Origin of the sequence: Geothrix sp. PMB-07 (assembly GCF_030758935.1) — a bacterium.
Classification (GTDB): domain Bacteria; phylum Acidobacteriota; class Holophagae; order Holophagales; family Holophagaceae; genus Geothrix.
This window is the reverse complement of record NZ_CP132333.1, coordinates 3,959,260-3,976,116: the sequence shown is the minus strand read 5'-3', so window position 1 is coordinate 3,976,116 and position 16,857 is coordinate 3,959,260. Positions and strand designations below refer to the sequence as shown.

31 protein-coding genes are annotated in these 16,857 nt (G+C 63.2%); 29 read left to right on the top strand and 2 right to left on the bottom strand.

The window, feature by feature from the left end; genetic code table 11:
- Positions 1-12 precede the first annotated feature (12 nt).
- The 29 genes from rplC (at position 13) to rplQ (ending at position 14,157) form a co-directional block, all read left to right on the top strand.
- A complete protein-coding gene (gene rplC, locus Q9293_RS17425; protein ID WP_306248711.1) occupies positions 13-639 on the top strand; it encodes a 50S ribosomal protein L3 in 627 nt (208 codons plus the stop codon).
- A gap of 1 nt (position 640) precedes the next feature.
- Positions 641-1,276 carry a 50S ribosomal protein L4 gene (gene rplD / locus Q9293_RS17420; protein ID WP_306248709.1) on the top strand — a complete coding sequence of 212 codons (636 nt, stop codon included), beginning with the start codon at positions 641-643 and terminating at the stop codon, positions 1,274-1,276.
- The gene (locus Q9293_RS17415; protein WP_306248707.1) at positions 1,273-1,548 is read left to right on the top strand and encodes a 50S ribosomal protein L23; all 276 of its coding nucleotides are present in this window, start codon (positions 1,273-1,275) and stop codon (positions 1,546-1,548) included. The genes rplD and Q9293_RS17415 overlap by 4 nt, the downstream gene beginning before the upstream one ends.
- Before the next feature lie 85 nt (positions 1,549-1,633).
- Positions 1,634-2,455 carry a 50S ribosomal protein L2 gene (gene rplB / locus Q9293_RS17410; RefSeq protein WP_306248705.1) on the top strand — a complete coding sequence of 274 codons (822 nt, stop codon included), beginning with the start codon at positions 1,634-1,636 and terminating at the stop codon, positions 2,453-2,455.
- Positions 2,456-2,466: 11 nt separating this feature from the next.
- The gene (rpsS, locus tag Q9293_RS17405) at positions 2,467-2,751 is read left to right on the top strand and encodes a 30S ribosomal protein S19 (protein WP_285576793.1); all 285 of its coding nucleotides are present in this window, start codon (positions 2,467-2,469) and stop codon (positions 2,749-2,751) included.
- 2 nt (positions 2,752-2,753) lie between these two features.
- Positions 2,754-3,110 (top strand): 50S ribosomal protein L22, encoded by a 357-nt coding sequence (rplV, locus tag Q9293_RS17400; RefSeq protein WP_306248700.1) that lies wholly within the window; start codon positions 2,754-2,756, stop codon positions 3,108-3,110.
- 2 nt (positions 3,111-3,112) lie between these two features.
- The gene (rpsC, locus tag Q9293_RS17395) at positions 3,113-3,760 is read left to right on the top strand and encodes a 30S ribosomal protein S3 (RefSeq protein ID WP_285576789.1); all 648 of its coding nucleotides are present in this window, start codon (positions 3,113-3,115) and stop codon (positions 3,758-3,760) included.
- Positions 3,761-3,769: 9 nt separating this feature from the next.
- Positions 3,770-4,189 carry a 50S ribosomal protein L16 gene (gene rplP / locus Q9293_RS17390; protein WP_306248697.1) on the top strand — a complete coding sequence of 140 codons (420 nt, stop codon included), beginning with the start codon at positions 3,770-3,772 and terminating at the stop codon, positions 4,187-4,189.
- 5 nt (positions 4,190-4,194) lie between these two features.
- Positions 4,195-4,395 (top strand): 50S ribosomal protein L29, encoded by a 201-nt coding sequence (rpmC, locus tag Q9293_RS17385; RefSeq protein ID WP_026852748.1) that lies wholly within the window; start codon positions 4,195-4,197, stop codon positions 4,393-4,395.
- Positions 4,396-4,403: 8 nt separating this feature from the next.
- Positions 4,404-4,661, top strand: a complete 258-nt coding sequence (rpsQ, locus tag Q9293_RS17380) for a 30S ribosomal protein S17 (RefSeq protein ID WP_306248696.1) — start codon at positions 4,404-4,406, stop codon at positions 4,659-4,661.
- 9 nt (positions 4,662-4,670) lie between these two features.
- On the top strand, positions 4,671-5,039 hold the full coding sequence (gene rplN / locus Q9293_RS17375) for a 50S ribosomal protein L14 (protein ID WP_026852746.1): 369 nt from the start codon (positions 4,671-4,673) through the stop codon (positions 5,037-5,039).
- Positions 5,039-5,314 carry a 50S ribosomal protein L24 gene (rplX, locus tag Q9293_RS17370; RefSeq protein WP_306248693.1) on the top strand — a complete coding sequence of 92 codons (276 nt, stop codon included), beginning with the start codon at positions 5,039-5,041 and terminating at the stop codon, positions 5,312-5,314. Before rplN ends, rplX begins: the two co-directional genes overlap by 1 nt.
- 321 nt (positions 5,315-5,635) lie before the next feature.
- Positions 5,636-6,199, top strand: a complete 564-nt coding sequence (rplE, locus tag Q9293_RS17365) for a 50S ribosomal protein L5 (protein ID WP_306248691.1) — start codon at positions 5,636-5,638, stop codon at positions 6,197-6,199.
- A gap of 17 nt (positions 6,200-6,216) precedes the next feature.
- The gene (locus tag Q9293_RS17360) at positions 6,217-6,402 is read left to right on the top strand and encodes a type Z 30S ribosomal protein S14 (protein WP_306248689.1); all 186 of its coding nucleotides are present in this window, start codon (positions 6,217-6,219) and stop codon (positions 6,400-6,402) included.
- 12 nt (positions 6,403-6,414) lie between these two features.
- Complete coding sequence (gene rpsH, locus Q9293_RS17355) at positions 6,415-6,810, top strand: 30S ribosomal protein S8 (protein ID WP_306248687.1); 396 nt, start codon at positions 6,415-6,417, stop codon at positions 6,808-6,810.
- Positions 6,811-6,858: 48 nt separating this feature from the next.
- The gene (gene rplF, locus Q9293_RS17350; protein ID WP_306248686.1) at positions 6,859-7,395 is read left to right on the top strand and encodes a 50S ribosomal protein L6; all 537 of its coding nucleotides are present in this window, start codon (positions 6,859-6,861) and stop codon (positions 7,393-7,395) included.
- Between the two features lie 9 nt (positions 7,396-7,404).
- Complete coding sequence (gene rplR, locus Q9293_RS17345) at positions 7,405-7,767, top strand: 50S ribosomal protein L18 (RefSeq protein WP_306248685.1); 363 nt, start codon at positions 7,405-7,407, stop codon at positions 7,765-7,767.
- A 9-nt stretch (positions 7,768-7,776) separates the two neighbouring features.
- Complete coding sequence (gene rpsE, locus Q9293_RS17340; RefSeq protein ID WP_306248684.1) at positions 7,777-8,301, top strand: 30S ribosomal protein S5; 525 nt, start codon at positions 7,777-7,779, stop codon at positions 8,299-8,301.
- Position 8,302: 1 nt separating this feature from the next.
- Entirely contained in the window at positions 8,303-8,500 is a 198-nt protein-coding gene (locus Q9293_RS17335; protein ID WP_306248683.1) for an uL30 family ribosomal protein, read from the top strand.
- Positions 8,501-8,503: 3 nt separating this feature from the next.
- Positions 8,504-8,965: a 50S ribosomal protein L15 gene (gene rplO / locus Q9293_RS17330; RefSeq protein WP_306248682.1), complete on the top strand. Its 462-nt coding sequence runs from the start codon at positions 8,504-8,506 to the stop codon at positions 8,963-8,965.
- Between the two features lie 6 nt (positions 8,966-8,971).
- Positions 8,972-10,327: a preprotein translocase subunit SecY gene (gene secY, locus Q9293_RS17325; RefSeq protein ID WP_306248681.1), complete on the top strand. Its 1,356-nt coding sequence runs from the start codon at positions 8,972-8,974 to the stop codon at positions 10,325-10,327.
- Complete coding sequence (locus tag Q9293_RS17320) at positions 10,324-10,983, top strand: adenylate kinase (RefSeq protein WP_306248680.1); 660 nt, start codon at positions 10,324-10,326, stop codon at positions 10,981-10,983. The genes secY and Q9293_RS17320 overlap by 4 nt, the downstream gene beginning before the upstream one ends.
- Positions 10,980-11,198 (top strand): translation initiation factor IF-1, encoded by a 219-nt coding sequence (gene infA / locus Q9293_RS17315; RefSeq protein WP_026852734.1) that lies wholly within the window; start codon positions 10,980-10,982, stop codon positions 11,196-11,198. Before Q9293_RS17320 ends, infA begins: the two co-directional genes overlap by 4 nt.
- A gap of 13 nt (positions 11,199-11,211) precedes the next feature.
- Positions 11,212-11,328, top strand: coding sequence for a 50S ribosomal protein L36 (gene rpmJ, locus Q9293_RS17310; RefSeq protein ID WP_243288424.1), 117 nt, complete (start codon positions 11,212-11,214; stop codon positions 11,326-11,328).
- Positions 11,329-11,337: 9 nt separating this feature from the next.
- Positions 11,338-11,706 carry a 30S ribosomal protein S13 gene (gene rpsM / locus Q9293_RS17305; RefSeq protein WP_257305869.1) on the top strand — a complete coding sequence of 123 codons (369 nt, stop codon included), beginning with the start codon at positions 11,338-11,340 and terminating at the stop codon, positions 11,704-11,706.
- Positions 11,707-11,718: 12 nt separating this feature from the next.
- On the top strand, positions 11,719-12,126 hold the full coding sequence (gene rpsK / locus Q9293_RS17300; protein ID WP_243303191.1) for a 30S ribosomal protein S11: 408 nt from the start codon (positions 11,719-11,721) through the stop codon (positions 12,124-12,126).
- 15 nt (positions 12,127-12,141) lie between these two features.
- Complete coding sequence (gene rpsD, locus Q9293_RS17295; RefSeq protein WP_306248679.1) at positions 12,142-12,774, top strand: 30S ribosomal protein S4; 633 nt, start codon at positions 12,142-12,144, stop codon at positions 12,772-12,774.
- Positions 12,775-12,783: 9 nt separating this feature from the next.
- Positions 12,784-13,755 (top strand): DNA-directed RNA polymerase subunit alpha, encoded by a 972-nt coding sequence (locus tag Q9293_RS17290; RefSeq protein WP_285576757.1) that lies wholly within the window; start codon positions 12,784-12,786, stop codon positions 13,753-13,755.
- A 9-nt stretch (positions 13,756-13,764) separates the two neighbouring features.
- Positions 13,765-14,157, top strand: a complete 393-nt coding sequence (gene rplQ / locus Q9293_RS17285) for a 50S ribosomal protein L17 (protein WP_306248678.1) — start codon at positions 13,765-13,767, stop codon at positions 14,155-14,157.
- A gap of 54 nt (positions 14,158-14,211) precedes the next feature.
- Here the strand turns inward: rplQ and Q9293_RS17280 are convergent, their stop codons facing one another.
- A complete protein-coding gene (locus Q9293_RS17280; protein ID WP_306248677.1) occupies positions 14,212-15,660 on the bottom strand; it encodes a bifunctional serine/threonine-protein kinase/universal stress protein in 1,449 nt (482 codons plus the stop codon).
- Between the two features lie 3 nt (positions 15,661-15,663).
- Positions 15,664-16,404, bottom strand: coding sequence for a metallophosphoesterase (locus tag Q9293_RS17275; protein ID WP_306248676.1), 741 nt, complete (start codon positions 16,402-16,404; stop codon positions 15,664-15,666).
- Positions 16,405-16,857: the final 453 nt, after the last annotated feature.

Here is a 16,857-nt window from a genome sequence, read left to right as displayed (position 1 = left end):
GGGGGAGAAAACATGTCCAAAGGAATCATCGGCAAGAAGCTGGGAATGACCCAGATCTTCAATGAGCAGGGACAGATTGTCCCCGTGACCGTCATCCAGGCCGGCCCTTGTGTGGTCGTCCAGCGCAAGACCTCTGCCAAGGATGGCTATGAAGCCATCCAGATCGGCTTCGTGGATCCGAACGGCGGCAAGCGCGCCTCCAAGGCTGAAAAGGGCCATTGCGAGAAGCTCGGCGTCGCTCCGGTTCGGGTGATCCGCGAGATCAAGGTGGATGCCTCCAGCGAAGCCAAGCCTGGCGACAGTGTCCTGGCGAGCGCCTTCGAGGCGAAGACCAAGGTCAATGTCACCGGCATCAGCAAGGGCAAGGGTTTCGCCGGCGTCATCAAGCGGCACCACTTCGCTGGTGGCCGTGCGACACACGGTTCCATGTTCCACCGCGCGCCTGGCTCCATCGGCCAGTCCAGCTACCCCAGCCGCGTCTTCCCGGGCATGCGCATGGCTGGCCACATGGGCGACGCCCAGGTGACCGTGCGCAATCTGGAAATCGCGAAGGTGGATGTCGAGAACAACCTGCTGCTCATCAAGGGCGCCGTCCCCGGCCCCAAGGGTGGGTACATCGTCATCAAGCAGGAGGCCTAAGATGGCAGCGTTCCAGCACCCCGTCGTCAACCTCGAGAACAAGCCCGCTGGCACGGTTGATCTGCTGCCCGAAGTCTTCAAGCTCGAAGAGTTGAACAACCACCTCATCTGGGAGGCGGTGCGCCACTTCCTGGCCCGGCGTCGCGCCGGCACGGCGAAGACCAAGGACAAGTGGGAAGTCAGCGGCTCCGGCAAGAAGCTCTGGAAGCAGAAGGGCACCGGTCGCGCGCGTGTGGGTTCCATCCGCAGCCCGCTGTGGAAGGGCGGTGGCACCACCCACGGTCCGCACCCCCGTTCCTATGATTACGCCTTCCCCAAGAAGGCCCGGCGCGCCGCCCTGCGCAACGCGCTGTCCGCCAAGCTGGCGAGTGGCCAGATTACGGTGGTCGAGAACTGGGATATCGCGTCCCACAAGACCAAGAGCCTGATTCAGACCCTCGGCAAGCTCGGGGTCAATGGTTCTGCCCTCCTCGTGGGAACCGAAGCCAGCGAGAACCTGACCAAGGCCGCCGGCAACAACCCCAAGCTGCAGATCGTCGAGAGCCTGGGCGTCAACGTCTATGAGCTCCTCAAGTACGACCAGGTGATCTTCTCCAAGGAAGCCGTCCTGGCCCTCCAGGAGGTTGTGAAGCCATGACCAAGATCTTTGAAGTGATTCGCAAGCCCCTGCTCACCGAGAAGGGCCAGATCCTGCGCGAGCAGAACATCCAGGTCTTCGAAGTGGCGACCTGGGCCACCAAGCATCAGATCAAGGAAGCTGTGGAGCTGCTGCTCCAGTCCAAGGTGAAGGCCATCCGCACCGTGCGGATCCCCAGCCGGACCAAGCGCCTGGGTCGTTTCGTGGGGACTTCCAGCCCCCGTAAGAAGGCCTATGTCGAACTCGCCGAGGGCGCGACCGCGTCCGAGTAAGCGAACCGACGAATTCTCAATGGCGGACGGAAAAGCTTTGCCCACTATCGCCCGCCCCTTTCAACCCTGAGGCAAGAGGACACCCATGAGCATCAAGCAGCTCAAGCCCACGACCCCCGGTCAGCGCGGCATGTCCAAGTTCGGCTTCGAGGAAATCACCACGGACACGCCTGAGCGTTCGTTGATTGCCAAGAGGAACCGCACTGGAGGTCGCTCCAACACCGGCCGGATCACCACCCGCCACATCGGCGGTGGCCACAAGCGGCAGTACCGCATCATCGACTTCAAGCGCAACAAGCTCGAAGTCCCCGCCAAGGTCGCGACCATCGAGTACGACCCCAACCGCACCGCCCGCATCGCCCTGTTGGTCTACGCCGACGGCGAGAAGCGCTACATCCTGGCCCCTGATGGCCTGGAAGTGGGCCGCACCGTGGTGGCCGGCAAGAACGCCGACATCTTGGTGGGCAACGCGCTTCCCCTCCGCAACATCCCGGTCGGTAACACCGTCCACAACATCGAGATGAAGCCCGGCAAGGGCGGCCAGATCGCCCGCGCCGCGGGCACCTTCGCCCAGCTCGTGGCCAAGGAAGACGACTACGCCCAGCTCCGCATGCCCTCCGGCGAGATCCGCAAGATCCACCTGGACTGCTTTGCGACCATCGGCACCGTCGGCAACCTGCAGCACGAGAACATCCAGATCGGCAAGGCCGGCCGCACCCGCTGGAAGGGCATCCGCCCGACCGTCCGCGGCGTGGTCATGAACCCCGTCGACCACCCGCATGGTGGTGGCGAGGGTCGCACCTCCGGTGGCCGTCACCCTGTGACGCCCTGGGGCCAGCCGACTCGCGGATACAAGACCCGTGGCAACCGTCGCACGGACAAGTTCATCGTCAAGCGGATCAACTAGGAGACACGACAATGGCACGATCCCTGAAAAAAGGCCCGTTCATTGACGCCCACCTCCAGAAGAAGGTGGAAGTCGCCTCGGCCGCCAACGACAAGCGCGTGATCAAGACCTGGTCGCGCCGGTCGACGGTCGTCCCGCAGATGATCGGACTGACCCTCGCCGTGCACAACGGCAACAAGTTCATTCCTGTGTATGTCACCGAAAACATGATCGGCCACAAGCTGGGCGAATTCGCCCTGACCCGCACGTTCAAGGGTCACGCTGGCAAGGCCGACACCAAGGCGAAGGGGAAGTAGCGATGGCTGATATCGTTTCCAGCGCCACCGTTCGCCACCTGCGCGGCTCGGCCCAGAAAGCCCGTCTCGTGGTGGACTTGATCCGCGGCAAGTACGTCGGCGAGGCCCAGTGGATGCTCACTCAGGCCAAGAAGTACGCCGCCGCCCCCATCCGCAAGCTCCTTGATTCCGCCGTGGCCAACGCCATCGACAAGAATCCTTCCGTCAACCCCGACCAGCTGCTGGTGAAGGCCGCGTTCGTGGATGAGGGTTTCCGCATGAAGCGTGTGCGCCCTGCGCCCATGGGCCGCGCCTACCGCGTCCAGAAGCGCACCTGCCACATCACCATCCAGCTCGCGTCCGCGGCCGGGGAGGAGTAGTCATGGGTCAGAAGGTCCACCCGTACGGGTTCCGCCTCATCTATCAGAAGAACTGGCACAGCAAGTGGTTCTCCAAGCGCGACTACGCCACCCTGCTGCATGAAGACATCAAGCTCCGCCGCGAACTGAAGAAGCAGCTGCACAGCCTCAACGCGATGATCTCGAAGATCGACATCGAGCGCGCCGCCGACAAGGTCACCGTGCGCATTTTCACCGCCCGCCCTGGTATCGTCATCGGCCGCAAGGGCGCTGAGATCGACAAGCTGCGCGAAGACCTGCAGAAGCGCCTCAACCGCCCCGTGTCTGTCGACATCCAGGAGATCAAGAAGCCTGAAGTCGATGCGCAGCTCGTGGCCGAGGGCGTCGCCCAGCAGCTCGAGCGCCGCATCGCCTTCCGCCGCGCCATGCGCAAGGCGGAGGAGGCTGCGATCCGCTTCGGCGCCAAGGGTTTCAAGATCAAGGTCGCCGGCCGCCTGAACGGCGCGGAGATCGCCCGGACCGAGGACTACCTCTCCGGCCAGATGCCCCTGCAGACCATCCGCGCGGGCGTTGACTACGGTTTCGCCGAGGCCCATACGACCTACGGGATCATCGGCATCAAGGTTTGGGTGAATCTGGGCGACCAGGTTGCCGAGACCGTGAAGCGCTGAGGTGAATCCATGTTGATGCCCAAGAAGGTCAAGAACCGTAAAACCCAGAAGGGCCGCACGCGCGGCGTCGCCACCCGCGGCAACGATCTCGCCTTCGGCGATTTCGGCCTCAAGGCGATGGAGCACTGCTGGCTCACCAACCGTGAGATCGAAGCCGCCCGTATCGCCATGACCCGCCACATCAAGCGCGGCGGCAAGATCTGGATCCGCATCTTCCCCGATCGTCCGACCACCTCGAAGCCCGCGGAAACCCGCATGGGTTCGGGTAAGGGAGCTCCGGATGGCTGGGTGGCGGTGATCCGCCCCGGTCGCATCCTCTTCGAGATGGAAGGTGTCACCGAGGAGATCGCCCGCGAGGCTCTGCGCCTGGCCCAGATGAAGCTTTCCGTGGCGTCCGAGTTCATCAGCCGCACGCCGCCGGAGGAATAAGAGCCATGACCAAGAAGAATCCCTTTTCCGATTTGACCGGCAAGAGCGTCGAGGAGCTCGCGCAACTGGAGGCCGAACTGGCCGCCAAGCGCTTCACCCTCCGCTTCCAGCACGCCGTGGGCCAGGTCGAGAACACCGCCGAGATCCGCAAGACTCGTCGTGAGCTCGCCCGTGTCAAAACCGCCCTGGCTACCAAGCTGGCCTAGGAGAACCCATGAGCCTCGAAAACAAGATGACTCGTAACGGCATTGTGGTCTCCAACAAGGCCGACAAGACCGTGGTGGTGAAGGTCGAGCGCAAGTTCCAGCACCCGCTCTACCACCGCACCGTCAAGCAGACTGCCAAGTTCATGGCTCACGATGAGACCAACGCCTGCGCCATCGGCGACGTGGTCAAGATCGTCGAGACCCGCCCCCTTTCCAAGCGCAAGCGCTGGATGGTCCTCGAGATCGTCCAGAAGGCCGGCGAGTAAGGAGCTCACATGATTCAGATGGGAACCATGCTCACCGTCGCCGACAACTCCGGCGCCAAGAAGATCTGCTGCATCCTGCCCCTGGGCGGCGGTGTCGGCAAGATCGCCCAGCTCGGCGACGTGATCACCGCCTCCGTGAAGGAAGCGATCCCCGGCGGCACCGTCAAGAAGAAGGCCGTGGTCCAGGCCGTCATCGTCCGCCAGCGCAAGGCCTACCGCCGCAAGGACGGCTCCTACATCCGCTTCGACGAGAACGCCGCCGTCATCATCAAGAAGGATGGCGAGCCCGTCGGCACCCGCGTGTTCGGCCCTGTGGCCCGTGAACTCCGTGAGCGGAAGTACATGAAGATCGTCTCCCTCGCCCCTGAGGTGCTGTAATGGAAGCCACCACCACCAAGATGAAGCTCAAGAAGGGCGACCAGGTCGTCATCATCGCGGGCAAGGAAAAGGGCAAGACCGGCACCGTCACCAAGGTCAGCCCCTCCACCAACCGCGTGGTCATCGCCGGCCTCAACATCATCAAGAAGGCCACCAAGCCCAACCCCCAGACGGGCGAAGGCGGCGGCATCATCGAGAAGGAGGCTCCGATCCACGCCTCCAACGTGATGCTCCTCGACGCCAAGACCGGCAAGGGCACCCGCAAACGGGTTTGATGTTCTCCGGGGGGTACGCGCTTGCGCGCACACCCCGGACCCCCGCGTCCTCAGAGGCGAAGCCTCTGCGGATTTCTTCGAATCAGGCGTCGGGCCTGCCGAATGCCCTGGCTTGGAGTTGAAATTCAAGCTTTTCGCTTCACAGGGGAGCTGCCCTGTGTGAATATGATCATTCTGTCCCGTGCGCGGGACGGAGTTTCGCGGCGCATCCTGCGCCATGACAATTGAGGTTGGGGGGAAACGGGCCGGACCGCCGTTCCCAAGCCCCCCCGCTCTCCCGAACCCCTGGGGCATAGCCGTCCCACGGAAATGGAGGAATCCATGACTGCCAAGCAAGGCCACGCGGAGCCCCGCGTCAAGGCTCGCTACCACCAGGAGGTGGTGTCGAAGCTCACAGAGGAATTCGCCTTCTCCTCTGCCATGCAGGTGCCCCGCCTGCAGAAGATCGTCATCAACATGGGCGTTGGCGATGCCATCCAGAACATCAAAGTCCTGGACGTGGCCGTTGACGAACTCACCGCCATCGCCGGCCAGAAGGCCGTCGTGCGCAAGGCCAAGAAGAGCGTCGCCCAGTTCAAGCTGCGCGCCGGCATGCCCATCGCCTGCATGGTCACCCTGCGTGGCGAGCGCATGTGGGAGTTCTTCGACCGCCTGGTGACCCTGTCCCTGCCCCGAGTTCGCGACTTCCGCGGTGTGCCCACCAAGTCCTTCGACGGCCGTGGCAACTACACCCTGGGCCTGAAGGATCAGCTGATCTTCCAGGAAATCGATTACTCGAAGGTGGACAAGATGAAGGGCATGAACATCACGTTCGTGACCACCGCCGCCAACGACGCCGAAGCTCGGGCTCTTCTCGCCCACCTCGGTATGCCCTTCCGCAAATAGCCAAGGAGATCATACCGATGGCCAAGATTTCCAAAATCGTCAAGGACGCGCGCAAGCCGAAGTTCTCGACCCAGCACCGCAATCGTTGCAAGTGCTGCGGCCGGCCCCGGGGCTACATGCGCAAGTTTGAACTCTGCCGTCTGTGCTTCCGCAAGTTCGCCTTGAATGGCGAGCTGCCGGGCGTCCAGAAGTCCAGCTGGTAAGGAGAGGGGACCATGAACACCGATCCCATCGCTGACTATCTCACCCGCATCCGCAACGGCATCATGGCCGGTCACGATGCTGTGGTGGTGCCTGCCTCGAAGATCAAGGCTCAGCTCTGCAACATCCTGAAGCAGGAGGGCTACATCCACTCCTTCAAGCAGGTGGAGCACGAGAGCCGCAGCTACCTGATCCTCAATCTGAAGTATGTGAAGGACAAGGAGAACGTGATCCACGGCCTGCGCCGCGTGTCCCGCCCCGGCCTGCGCATCTACTCCGGCGCCCAGGAGATTCCCGAAGTTCACGGGGGCCTCGGCATCGCCATCCTGTCCACCCCCAAGGGTCTCCTGACGGGCAAGGACGCCAAGAAGCAGAACGTCGGCGGCGAAATCCTCGCCCACGTCTGGTAACCCATCCTGAAATGGGCGGATCCTCCGCCCTCATCTAAGGAATAAACCATGTCTCGAATCGGAAAGAAGCCCGTGACGCTGCCCAAGGGCGTGAAGGTCACAGTCACCGGGTCCGAGGCCGTCGTCGAGGGCGCCAAGGGCAAGCTCAGCTGCCCGATCCCGGCCGGGATCACCCTGGATGTGCAGGCCGACTCCGTCGTCCTCTCCCGTGTCAATGACGAACCCCAGAACCGTGCCTACCACGGCCTGACCCGCGCCCTCCTCGGCAATGCCGTGACCGGCGTGACCGAAGGCTGGAAGAAGGAACTGGACATCGTCGGCGTGGGTTACAAGGCTGCCATGGACGGCGCCAAGCTCAAGCTCGAGCTCGGCTACAGCCACCCCATCAACTACGAGGCCCCCGCGGGCATCCAGATGGCCGTCGAAAAGACCACCCACATCGTCGTGACCGGCATCGACCGGCAGCTGGTGGGCCAGGTTGCCGCCGACATCCGGAAATTCCGCAAGCCCGAGCCCTACAAGGGCAAGGGCGTCCAATACACCGGCGAAGTCATCCGCCGCAAGGCCGGCAAGACCGGGAAGTAAGGGGAACCCATGGCGAACGATATCCAAATTCGACGCGACAAGACCAAGGCCCGCATCCGCGGCCGCGTGAGCGGCACGCCCGAGCGGCCCCGTCTCACGATCTACAAGAGCCTGAAGCGCATCTACGTGCAGGCGGTGGACGACACCAAGGGCATCACCCTGGCCTCAGCCAGCAGCCTGGAGAAGGATCTCCGCAGCTCGCTCAAGAACGGCGCGAACATCGAGGCCGCCAAGGCCGTCGGTGCCAGCATCGCTGCCCGCCTGAAGGAGAAGGGCATCACAGCCGTGGTGTTCGACCGCAATGGCTACGTTTACCACGGCCGCGTCAAGGCGCTGGCTGACAGCGCCCGCGAAGCCGGGCTCCAGTTCTAGGGGATGACCATGGCGACTGCAGAGCTCAAAGAAAACAAAGAATCCCGCAACCCCGAAGCTGGGGAATTCAAGGACCAGGTCATCTACGTGGGCCGCGTCACCAAGGTGGTGAAGGGGGGCAAGAACTTCTCCTTCTCCGCGCTGGTGGTCGTGGGCGACGGCAACGGCAAGGTCGGCTTCGGTCTCGGCAAGGCCCTCGAAGTTCCTTCCGCCATCAAGAAGGGCATCGAGAGCGCCAAGCGCAACATGATCCGCGTTCCCCTCACCCCGAACGGCAGCCTGCCGCACCCGGTGACCGGCATCTTCGGTTCCGGCAGCGTGCTGCTGAAGCCCGCTCCTGAGGGCACCGGCATCATCGCCGGCGCCGCGGTCCGCGCCATCATGGAGGCTGCCGGCATCCACAACGTGATGACCAAGAGCCTCGGCTCCTCCAATCCCCACAACGTGGTTCGCGCCACGTTCGAGGGCCTGAAGGAACTCATGGATCCCTACACGGTTCTGACCAACCGTGGCCTTGACCAGGCGGAGGCATAACATGTCGCAATATCTCGGCAAGCAGGTGGTGCTGACCCTCAAGCGCTCCATCATCTGCACCACTCCCAAGCACCGCGCCTTCATGCAGACCCTCTGCCTGAAGCGTCCCGGCGACACCCGCGAATGCGAATACACCCCCAACGTCCACGGGATGGTCAAGCTTGTCCCTCATCTCATCGACGTTAAGGTGAAGGGGTAGATCATGAAGCTCAACGAACTCCGCCCCGCAGAGGGCGCCACCAAGTCTCGCAAGCGTCTGGGCCGCGGCAAGGGCTCAGGCCTGGGCAAAACGTCTGGCCGCGGTGAAAAGGGACAGAAGTCCCGCAGCGGCTACCGCAGCAAGCGCGGCTTCGAGGGTGGCCAGATGCCCCTCGTCCGTCGTCTGCCCAAGCGCGGTTTCACCAACATCTTCGCCCCTGAGACGAAGGAAATTCCCCTCAGCCTCATTTCCATCCACTTCCAGGATGGTGAGACGGTCAGCCTCGACTCCCTGCGGGACAAGAAGCTGGTTGGCCACCGTGTTGAGAAGATCGTGGTGCTGGCCAGCGGCGAGCTCACTGCCAAGGTGAACGTTGTCGCGGACCGCATCACCAAGGGCGCCCGGGAAGCCATCCTGGCCAAGGGCGGCACCATCCAGGAGCCCGTTGCGAAGTCTGCCGAGTAACGGCCGATGAACCGCCTCAGGAACCTCTTCGCCATCCCGGAGCTGCGCAAGCGGCTCCTCTTCACCCTGCTCCTCCTGGCCATCTACCGGCTGGGTGTGCACGTCAGCGTGCCCGGGGTGAACGCCGAGAACCTCCAGGCCGCCCTGCGCAAGGGCGGCGGCGGACTTTTCGACGTCGTTGACCTGTTCTCCGGTGGTGCGTTCAAGAAGTTCTCCGTCTTCGCCCTAGGCATCGCGCCATACATCACGGCCAGCATCGTGCTGCAGCTGATGGGGGCTGTGGTGCCTTATCTGGAAAACCTCCAGAAGAAAGAAGGCGAGGCCGGCCGGCAGAAGATCAATCAGTGGACCCGCTACCTGACGGTGTTTCTGGCCTTCGTCCAGGGCATGGGCATCGCGTCTCTGGCCCAAAGCCAGAATTCGCCGGGTCTGGAAGTGGTCACCAGCTCCATTTCCCCCACGGCGTTCCGCCTCCTGGCGGCCTTCACCCTCTCCGTGGGCACCATGTTCGTCATGTGGATCGGTGAACAGATCACCGAGCGGGGCATCGGCAACGGCATTTCACTGCTGATCTTCGCGGGCATCGTGGCGGGTCTTCCGCAGGGTCTCACCACCCTCACGGTGATGATCACGCAGTCCCTGAAGAACGCACCCAACGTGCCGCCTCCGGGCCTGTTCATCCTCATCATCGCGGCCATGATCGTGGTGCTGTTGGCGGTGGTGATGGTGGAGAACGCCTATCGGCGCATTCCCATCCACTACGCACGCCGTGCGGATTCAGCCGGCATGTCCAGTCAGCGCAGCTCCTACATGCCTTTGAAGGTGAACACCGCAGGCGTGATGCCAGTCATCTTCGCCAGCTCGGTGATCTTCTTCCCGGCCACGATCAACCAGTATTTCAAGTGGGAATGGCTGGCGAAGGCCTCCTCCTACATCAACCCGCAGACCCACCTGGGCTACTACACGCCGGTGTTCGTGGGCATCGTCATCTTCTTCGCCTTCTTCTACACCAGCATCGTCTTCAATCCCGATGAGACCGCCGAGAACATGAAGCGGTCCGGGGGCTACATTCCGGGCATCCGCCCTGGGAAGGAAACCAGCATCTTCATGGACAGCATCCTGTCCAAGCTGACCTTCGTCGGCGCCCTCTACCTGGCGGCCGTATCCCTGGTGCCCATCCTCATTGGGCGCACCATCCCGGGCCTCAACTTCTACTTCGGCGGCACCAGCCTGCTGATCGTGGTGGGCGTGGCCATGGACAGTGCCTCCCAGCTGGAAAGCCTGCTGGTCATGCGCCGCTATGACGGTTTCCTCGAAAAGGGCCGCATCCGGGGCCGCTCCACCCGCAAGGGTGAAGCATGAGTCTGACTGCGAACATCCTCCTCGGGGCCCCTGGCTCCGGCAAGGGAACCCAGGCCAAGCGCCTGGTGGAAACATTCTCTTTGACTCACCTGTCAACCGGTGACATTCTGAGAGATGCCGTTTCGAAAGGAACGGAGATCGGCCTTAGGGCGAAAGCCATTATGGCCGAAGGAAAACTGGTGGACGACGACACCGTCAACGGCCTTGTCTTCGCGCGGCTGCTGGACGAGACCTCTGACGTGTTGTTCGACGGCTATCCCCGCACCCTACAGCAAGCTCAAGCCCTGGAAGACTTCCTCTCCTCCAAAGGCATGAAGGTCGGGCATGTGGTGTTGGTCGATGTCCCCCAGGAAGTGCTGGAAGCCCGTGTGGTGGGCCGACGCCTGTGCAGCAACAACGCATGCGGCGCCATCTACCATCTGGAGACCAAGCCTTCCAAGCAAGCCGGTGTCTGCGATGTGTGCGGAAGTCCGCTGAAGCACCGTTCTGACGACACCTCTGAGGCTTTCCGGAGCCGGATGGGCGAGTTCAACTCGACCTTCCAACCCCTCCTGGGCTTCTACAAGCATCGGCCGACCTTCCGGAGCGTGGATGGCAATCGCCTACCGGAGCTGGTGTTTGAATCGCTGCGTCACGTCTTCGGAGAACAAGCTTGAGCAAAGAAGAAGCCATTGAGCTCGAAGCCACAGTGGTCGAGGCCTTGCCCAACGCGGTTTTCCGGGTCGAACTGGAGAACAAACACCAGGTGCTGGCGCACATCAGCGGAAAGATGCGCAAGAACTTCATCCGCATCCTTCCCGGTGACCGGGTGCTCGTAGAGGTGACCCCCTACGACCTCACCCGTGGCCGCATCATTTACCGATTCAAGTAAACGAGAGGACACCATGAAAGTACGGCCCTCCATCAAGAAGCTGTGCGAGCACTGCAAAGTGGTCCGGCGCGAAGGCATCAACCGGATCATCTGCAAGAAGAACCCCAAGCACAAGCAGCGTCAGGGTTAAGGAGAAACGATGGCACGCATCTCAGGTATTGATCTGCCCATCGGCAAGCGCATCGAGATCGCGCTCACCTACATTTTCGGCATCGGGCGCGCCAAGGCGCACAGCATCCTCACCCGCGCCAAGGTCGATTTCGGCACCAAGGTGCGCGATCTGACCGAGGACGAGGTGGGCCGCATCCGCCGCGTCATCACCGCCGAAGAGACGGTCGAGGGCGACCTCCGCAAGAACATCTCTCTGGATATCAAGCGGCTCATGGATATCGGCTGCTACCGCGGCCTGCGCCACCGGAAGGGTCTCCCCGTCCGCGGCCAGCGCACGCACACCAACGCCCGCACCCGCAAGGGCAAGCGACGCACCGTAGCCGGCAAGAAGAAGTAAGGCGAGGAGCACATGGCCAAGACCCAGACCCGGACCGCCGGTAAGAAGGTGGTCAAGAAGAAAGAGAAGAAGAACGTTCCCCACGGCGTGGCTCACGTCCAGGCGTCCTTCAACAACACGATCATCTCCATCTCTGATCCGATGGGGAACATGCTCTGCTGGGCTTCCAGCGGCAACCAGAACTTCCGCGGCACCCGCAAGGGCACGCCCTTCGCAGCCCAGGTGGCCGCCGGCATCGCTGCCGAAGCCGCCAAGGAGCAGGGCGTTCGCTCGGTCGATGTTCGCGTCAAGGGCCCCGGTGCCGGTCGTGAGAGCGCCATCCGCGCCCTCAACGCCGCTGGCATCCAGGTGACCAGCATCCGCGACGTCACCCCCATCCCCCACAACGGCTGCCGGCCGCCCAAGCGGCGCCGGGTTTAAGAGAGGAGGAGAGACATGGCACGTTATACAGACGCCGTTTGCCGCCTCTGCCGCCGCGAGGGCATGAAGCTTTACCTGAAGGGCGAGCGCTGCTTCAAGGAGAAGTGCTCGTTCGAGACCCGCAAGGGCAAGATCCCCGGCCAGCACGGCGCGGGCAAGATCAAGAAGCCCACGGGCTACGCCCTGCAGCTCCGCGAGAAGCAGAAGGTCAAGCGCATCTACGGTGTGCTTGAAAAGCAGTTCCGCCACTACTTCGAGAAGGCCGACGCCAAAAAGGGCGTCACCGGCCACAACCTGCTCGGGTTCCTCGAGTGCCGCCTGGACAACGTGGTTTATCGCCTGGGCTTCGCGTCCAGCCGCTCCGCCGCGCGCCAGATGGTCATGCACGGCCACGTGCAGATCAACGGCAAGCGGGTGGACATCCCCTCCTACCAGGTCAAGCCTGGCCAGGCGGTGGAACTGGGCGCCCGCGCCAAGGAAAACGACGGCGTCAAGACCTCCGTCGAAACTTCGGCCGGCCGTGGCATTCCCAAGTGGCTCACCCTGGACGCCACCGCCTTCAAGGGCCAGGTGCTTGCCGCGCCGACCCGTGAGGACATCACCCTCGACATCAACGAGCAGCTGATCGTTGAGCTCTATTCCAAGTAAGGGGGACGGATGCTGAATCTCAGCGATTTCCAGAGGCCGCGCTTCGCAGAAGTGACCCCCGGGTCTCTGACGGACTCCTACGGCGAGTTCGTGGCCTATCCCTTCGAGCGTGGTTTCGCCACGACCGTCGGGCACAGCGTCCGCCGCGTGCTGCTCAGCAGCATCCAGGGCGCTGCCGTCACCAACGTCCGCATCAAGGGCGTCATGCACGAATTCACCACGCTTCCCGGCGTCTGGGAGGACATCACCCATGTCCTGCTGAACCTCAAGGAAGTGCCCTTCAAGCTGCACAGCAGCGAGCCCCAGACGGTGACCATCTCGGCCAAGGGTGAGGGCACGGTGACTTCGGCCGCCATCCGCTGCAACCAGAACGTGGAAGTCGTGGATCCCAACATCCACATCGCCACCCTGGGCGAGGAAGGCGAACTGGAGATCGAAATGGTGGTCCGTCTGGGCCGCGGTTTCGTCACCGCCGACCGCAACCATGACGAGAGCCTCGGCCTCGGTTTCATCCCCATGGACGCGAACCACAGCCCCATTCTCCGCGTGAACTACATCGTGGAGCCGGCGCGTGTGGGCCAGAGCACCGACTATGAGAAGCTCACGCTTCAGGTGTGGACCAACGGCGCCGTCAACCCCAAGGAAGCCGTCTCCGACGCGGCCCTCATCCTGCGCGACCACTTCCTGGTGTTCGCCCGTCAGGACGAGGACTTCACGGAAATGGAAATGGGCGGAGCCACCCTCGGCAGCGAGGCCGCGAATACCTGGCTGGGCAAATCCGTCGAGGAACTGGAACTCTCCGTGCGGGCCAACAACTGCCTGCGCAACGCGAACATCACCACCATCGGCGAGCTGGTCCAGCGGACCGAGGCTGAGCTGATGAAAACCAAGAACTTCGGCAAGAAGTCGCTCCAGGAGATCAAGGACGAGCTCGCTCGTATCGGCCTCTCCCTCGGCATGCGGCTCGAGCAGGAAGTGTAAGGAGCCCCCATGCGTCACAACGTTTCCGGCAAGCGCCTGGGCCGCACCACCAACCAGCGCAAGGCCCTCATGAAGAACCTCGCGACCGCTCTCATTGAGAGCGAGCGCATCGAAACCACCCTCGTGAAGGCGAAGGAACTCCGCAGCTACGTGGAGCCCTTCATCACCCTCGCGAAGACCGACAGTGTCGCCAACCGCCGTCTGGCGATGGCCCGCCTCGGTAACAAGGATATCGTCCAGAAGCTGTTCACCGACGAGTTCCGCAAGCGTTTCGAAAGCCGCCCCGGTGGCTACACCCGCATCCTGAAGATGGGACATCGCCTCGGCGATGCCGCTGACATGGCCCTCATCGAGTTCGTGGACTACACCCTCCCCGAACCCAAGGCCGAGGACGCGGAGTAGGCTTCCGCTACAACTTGAAAAGCCCCGGGCGACCGGGGCTTTTTGCTGCTCGGCTCAACCCACGGTCCACGAACCGCCATCGTCGGTCTCTATGAACTCGACTTTGCGGAAGCGACGGGATCGGGCCACGGTCACGGTGCAGGGCGCCTGAGCGGCCACCTGACTGGAGACGCTGCCCAAGAGGGAGCGGCGCAAGGAACTGGCCCGGGCGCCCATGACGAGATGATCCACGTGGTTCACGTTCACGTACTGCAGGATGGCGGAGGCTGGATCGGGTGATTCCAGCACGTGGTAGGAGACGCGTCCCTCCTCCAATTCCAGGGGTAGCGCCCAGCCGCGCAGTTCCACGAGTCGCTGGTGGTGGATGTTCCGGCCCTGGTCGTCGAGGGTCTGGTCGAGGGTGATGCGGCCCTGCTTCAGCACGTTCACGCAAGCCACGCGCGCCCCGGGCAGGGTGGTGAGCATGCGCGCCACCATGGTGCGCAGCGTCTCGGCGATGGGTGCGGCCTCCGGCGAAAGGTCGATGGCCACCGCCAGGATGGGCGCATCGCCATCATGCCGAATGGGCGTCTTGGCCTTGGGCACCGCCACCTGGTGGTCGGCGAAACGGCGCCGCAGCACCGTGGTGAAGGGATCTTGTTTTAGCTTTTCAGACCGGGCCGTGAGTTTGATCTGTTCCGGGTGCTGCAGCGCCAGAGCCAGGTGGCCCGCGGTGGGGAAGCGCCAAGCAGGATGCACTTCGAGGCACCGCAGGATCACTTCCTGGAGCCATGGCGGGCACTCGGGCCGGAGGCGTCGCGGCGGGATGGGATCACGCCAGAGCCGCCGTTTCAGGCCAGAGAGCCGCTGGGGATCGCCGAAGGGTCGGATGCCCGTGAGGAAGAAATACATCAGCACGCCCAAAGCGAACTGATCGCTGCGGGGATCGCGCCGATGGCCGAGCACCTGCTCCGGCGCCATGTAGGGCGCAGTCCCGTACGGCAAGCGGAACTCCTCGCCCATGAGATCCGGCAGTTCGTCGTGGTGCGACAGGCCGTAGTCGATGAGCACCATCTCCCCGGTGGGCCGCACCAGCAGGTTGGAGGGTTTCACGTCCAGATGGACCACATGCTGGCGATGGAGGTCATCCAGGGCCGTGGCGATGCTGCGCCCCAACGCGGCGACCGAGGGCCAGGGCAGGGGCAGCTGGCTGAGCGTGGGCAGCAACGAGGGGCTGGGAATGCGCTCCATCACCAGGTAGGGCTGAACTCCGAAGTCGCCCTGACCGATGTAGCGCGGCACATTGGGCCCCGACAGGCGCGGCAGAATCATCTGCTCCATCTCGAAACCGACGATGGCCGCGGGATCCACGCCCTCGGACATCTTGGGCACCTTCATCATGAGCGGGCCTGGAATGTCGGGGTGGCTCACGGCCCACAGCGATGCCATGCCGCCGCGATGGATACCCTCTCCGATGAGGAAGCCGTCCAGGGTTTCGCCCGTGTGGATGCGCAGCCGGGCCATGGTTCAGCGCCCCTTCTGGAGGCGCGCTGCCAGGGATGGCGGGAGACCGGCCTGCAGAATGGCAAGCGCCGTGGCCTCGACGTCATAGGGCACGCGGTAGTGGGTGATTTCGCAGCGCTCTGTGTCGAGAAGGGCGAAGGCAGCTTTGGGATCGCTGTCCCGGGATTGGCCTACGGAGCCGACGACGGTGAGCCAGCGGCGGTGCCGGGGGAGGGGGATAGGAACGCCGGGCACCGGCTGAAAGGACACCAACTGTCCAGTGGCGGTGATGCCGTGCAGGGCCGCCACATGGGTATGCCCGCAAAAGACTGTCTGGGCGCGGCTGGCCTCCAGGGCGCGCTTGGCGGCCGGTGGATCGTTTACGTAGATCCACTCAGGGTAAGTCTGGGGGCTGGCATGCACGTACAAGCGGGTGTCATCCTCGAAGCGCATGGGCAGCGTGGCAAGGAAGTCGCGGGAAGCGGCATCGAGCTGGCCGCGGGTCCAGGCCATGGCTGTTTCGGCGTCAGAGTGCATGGATTCCCGGGTTTCAGCCACAGCGTGATCGTGATTGCCTCCCACAGCCATGGCCCCGCCCTCAACCGCCGCCATGACGTGTTCGACCACTTCCTGGGGATCGGGGCCATAGCCCACATAGTCGCCCAGGAATACGAAGCGATCCGCCTGCAGTCGCTGAGCGTGATCGAGGCAGGCTTCCAGCGCACGGCGGTTCGCGTGGAGATCGGCCAGGAGGGCGATGCGCATGTGGATCCTGCGGTGGGGTGTCCTGACCATCATAGGGGTTTGCAGTCGTGTTGCCTGCCGACTTCAAGGGCAAAGAGGATGTCCTGACCCGCTGAACAACAACGCTTTCACCCGGACAGGCGGGCGCCGGAAAAATGCCATCGAGGGGGGCCTGATCCTTTTCATGACACTGAATCGGTCAAGAGAGGGGCCGGTAAGGTGATGTGAGGATCATCTGTGGAGGCCGTCTTTTTCGCAGGCCGACGTAGAGGGCAAAGGAAATTTTACAGAGGAACTTGCTTGACCTGCCCTGGGGGAGAGCGTTAGCTATGGGGAGTCTCCCCAATTGCTTTCTTGCACCGATCGATGGTCAGGCCATCGCGGTTCTCATAGCGAACCCGCCTGCGGCGCCCGATTTTTTAAGGGTGCCGCAGCGTGTCGATCCTGCACTCAGGCTCGATTCCACCGCCAATG

Bases quoted from the DNA above. Each gene is read 5' to 3' on its own strand.
- Q9293_RS17280 (WP_306248677.1), bottom strand. From the start codon at position 15,660: ATGGCCCGGCTGCGCATCCACACGGGCGAAACCCTGGACGGCTTCCTC.
- rpmJ (WP_243288424.1), top strand. From the start codon at position 11,212: ATGAAAGTACGGCCCTCCATCAAGAAGCTGTGCGAGCACTGCAAAGTG.
- Q9293_RS17415 (WP_306248707.1), top strand. From the start codon at position 1,273: ATGACCAAGATCTTTGAAGTGATTCGCAAGCCCCTGCTCACCGAGAAG.
- rpsE (WP_306248684.1), top strand. From the start codon at position 7,777: ATGGCGACTGCAGAGCTCAAAGAAAACAAAGAATCCCGCAACCCCGAA.
- rpsS (WP_285576793.1), top strand. From the start codon at position 2,467: ATGGCACGATCCCTGAAAAAAGGCCCGTTCATTGACGCCCACCTCCAG.
- rplC (WP_306248711.1), top strand. From the start codon at position 13: ATGTCCAAAGGAATCATCGGCAAGAAGCTGGGAATGACCCAGATCTTC.
- secY (WP_306248681.1), top strand. From the start codon at position 8,972: ATGAACCGCCTCAGGAACCTCTTCGCCATCCCGGAGCTGCGCAAGCGG.
- rpsQ (WP_306248696.1), top strand. From the start codon at position 4,404: ATGAGCCTCGAAAACAAGATGACTCGTAACGGCATTGTGGTCTCCAAC.
- rpsD (WP_306248679.1), top strand. From the start codon at position 12,142: ATGGCACGTTATACAGACGCCGTTTGCCGCCTCTGCCGCCGCGAGGGC.
- Q9293_RS17335 (WP_306248683.1), top strand. From the start codon at position 8,303: ATGTCGCAATATCTCGGCAAGCAGGTGGTGCTGACCCTCAAGCGCTCC.
- rpsC (WP_285576789.1), top strand. From the start codon at position 3,113: ATGGGTCAGAAGGTCCACCCGTACGGGTTCCGCCTCATCTATCAGAAG.
- rpsK (WP_243303191.1), top strand. From the start codon at position 11,719: ATGGCCAAGACCCAGACCCGGACCGCCGGTAAGAAGGTGGTCAAGAAG.
- rpsM (WP_257305869.1), top strand. From the start codon at position 11,338: ATGGCACGCATCTCAGGTATTGATCTGCCCATCGGCAAGCGCATCGAG.
- Q9293_RS17320 (WP_306248680.1), top strand. From the start codon at position 10,324: ATGAGTCTGACTGCGAACATCCTCCTCGGGGCCCCTGGCTCCGGCAAG.
- rplN (WP_026852746.1), top strand. From the start codon at position 4,671: ATGATTCAGATGGGAACCATGCTCACCGTCGCCGACAACTCCGGCGCC.
- rplX (WP_306248693.1), top strand. From the start codon at position 5,039: ATGGAAGCCACCACCACCAAGATGAAGCTCAAGAAGGGCGACCAGGTC.
- Q9293_RS17275 (WP_306248676.1), bottom strand. From the start codon at position 16,404: ATGCGCATCGCCCTCCTGGCCGATCTCCACGCGAACCGCCGTGCGCTG.
- Q9293_RS17290 (WP_285576757.1), top strand. From the start codon at position 12,784: ATGCTGAATCTCAGCGATTTCCAGAGGCCGCGCTTCGCAGAAGTGACC.
- rplB (WP_306248705.1), top strand. From the start codon at position 1,634: ATGAGCATCAAGCAGCTCAAGCCCACGACCCCCGGTCAGCGCGGCATG.
- rplE (WP_306248691.1), top strand. From the start codon at position 5,636: ATGACTGCCAAGCAAGGCCACGCGGAGCCCCGCGTCAAGGCTCGCTAC.
- rpmC (WP_026852748.1), top strand. From the start codon at position 4,195: ATGACCAAGAAGAATCCCTTTTCCGATTTGACCGGCAAGAGCGTCGAG.
- rplQ (WP_306248678.1), top strand. From the start codon at position 13,765: ATGCGTCACAACGTTTCCGGCAAGCGCCTGGGCCGCACCACCAACCAG.
- Q9293_RS17360 (WP_306248689.1), top strand. From the start codon at position 6,217: ATGGCCAAGATTTCCAAAATCGTCAAGGACGCGCGCAAGCCGAAGTTC.
- rpsH (WP_306248687.1), top strand. From the start codon at position 6,415: ATGAACACCGATCCCATCGCTGACTATCTCACCCGCATCCGCAACGGC.
- rplD (WP_306248709.1), top strand. From the start codon at position 641: ATGGCAGCGTTCCAGCACCCCGTCGTCAACCTCGAGAACAAGCCCGCT.
- rplO (WP_306248682.1), top strand. From the start codon at position 8,504: ATGAAGCTCAACGAACTCCGCCCCGCAGAGGGCGCCACCAAGTCTCGC.
- rplV (WP_306248700.1), top strand. From the start codon at position 2,754: ATGGCTGATATCGTTTCCAGCGCCACCGTTCGCCACCTGCGCGGCTCG.
- rplF (WP_306248686.1), top strand. From the start codon at position 6,859: ATGTCTCGAATCGGAAAGAAGCCCGTGACGCTGCCCAAGGGCGTGAAG.
- rplR (WP_306248685.1), top strand. From the start codon at position 7,405: ATGGCGAACGATATCCAAATTCGACGCGACAAGACCAAGGCCCGCATC.
- rplP (WP_306248697.1), top strand. From the start codon at position 3,770: ATGTTGATGCCCAAGAAGGTCAAGAACCGTAAAACCCAGAAGGGCCGC.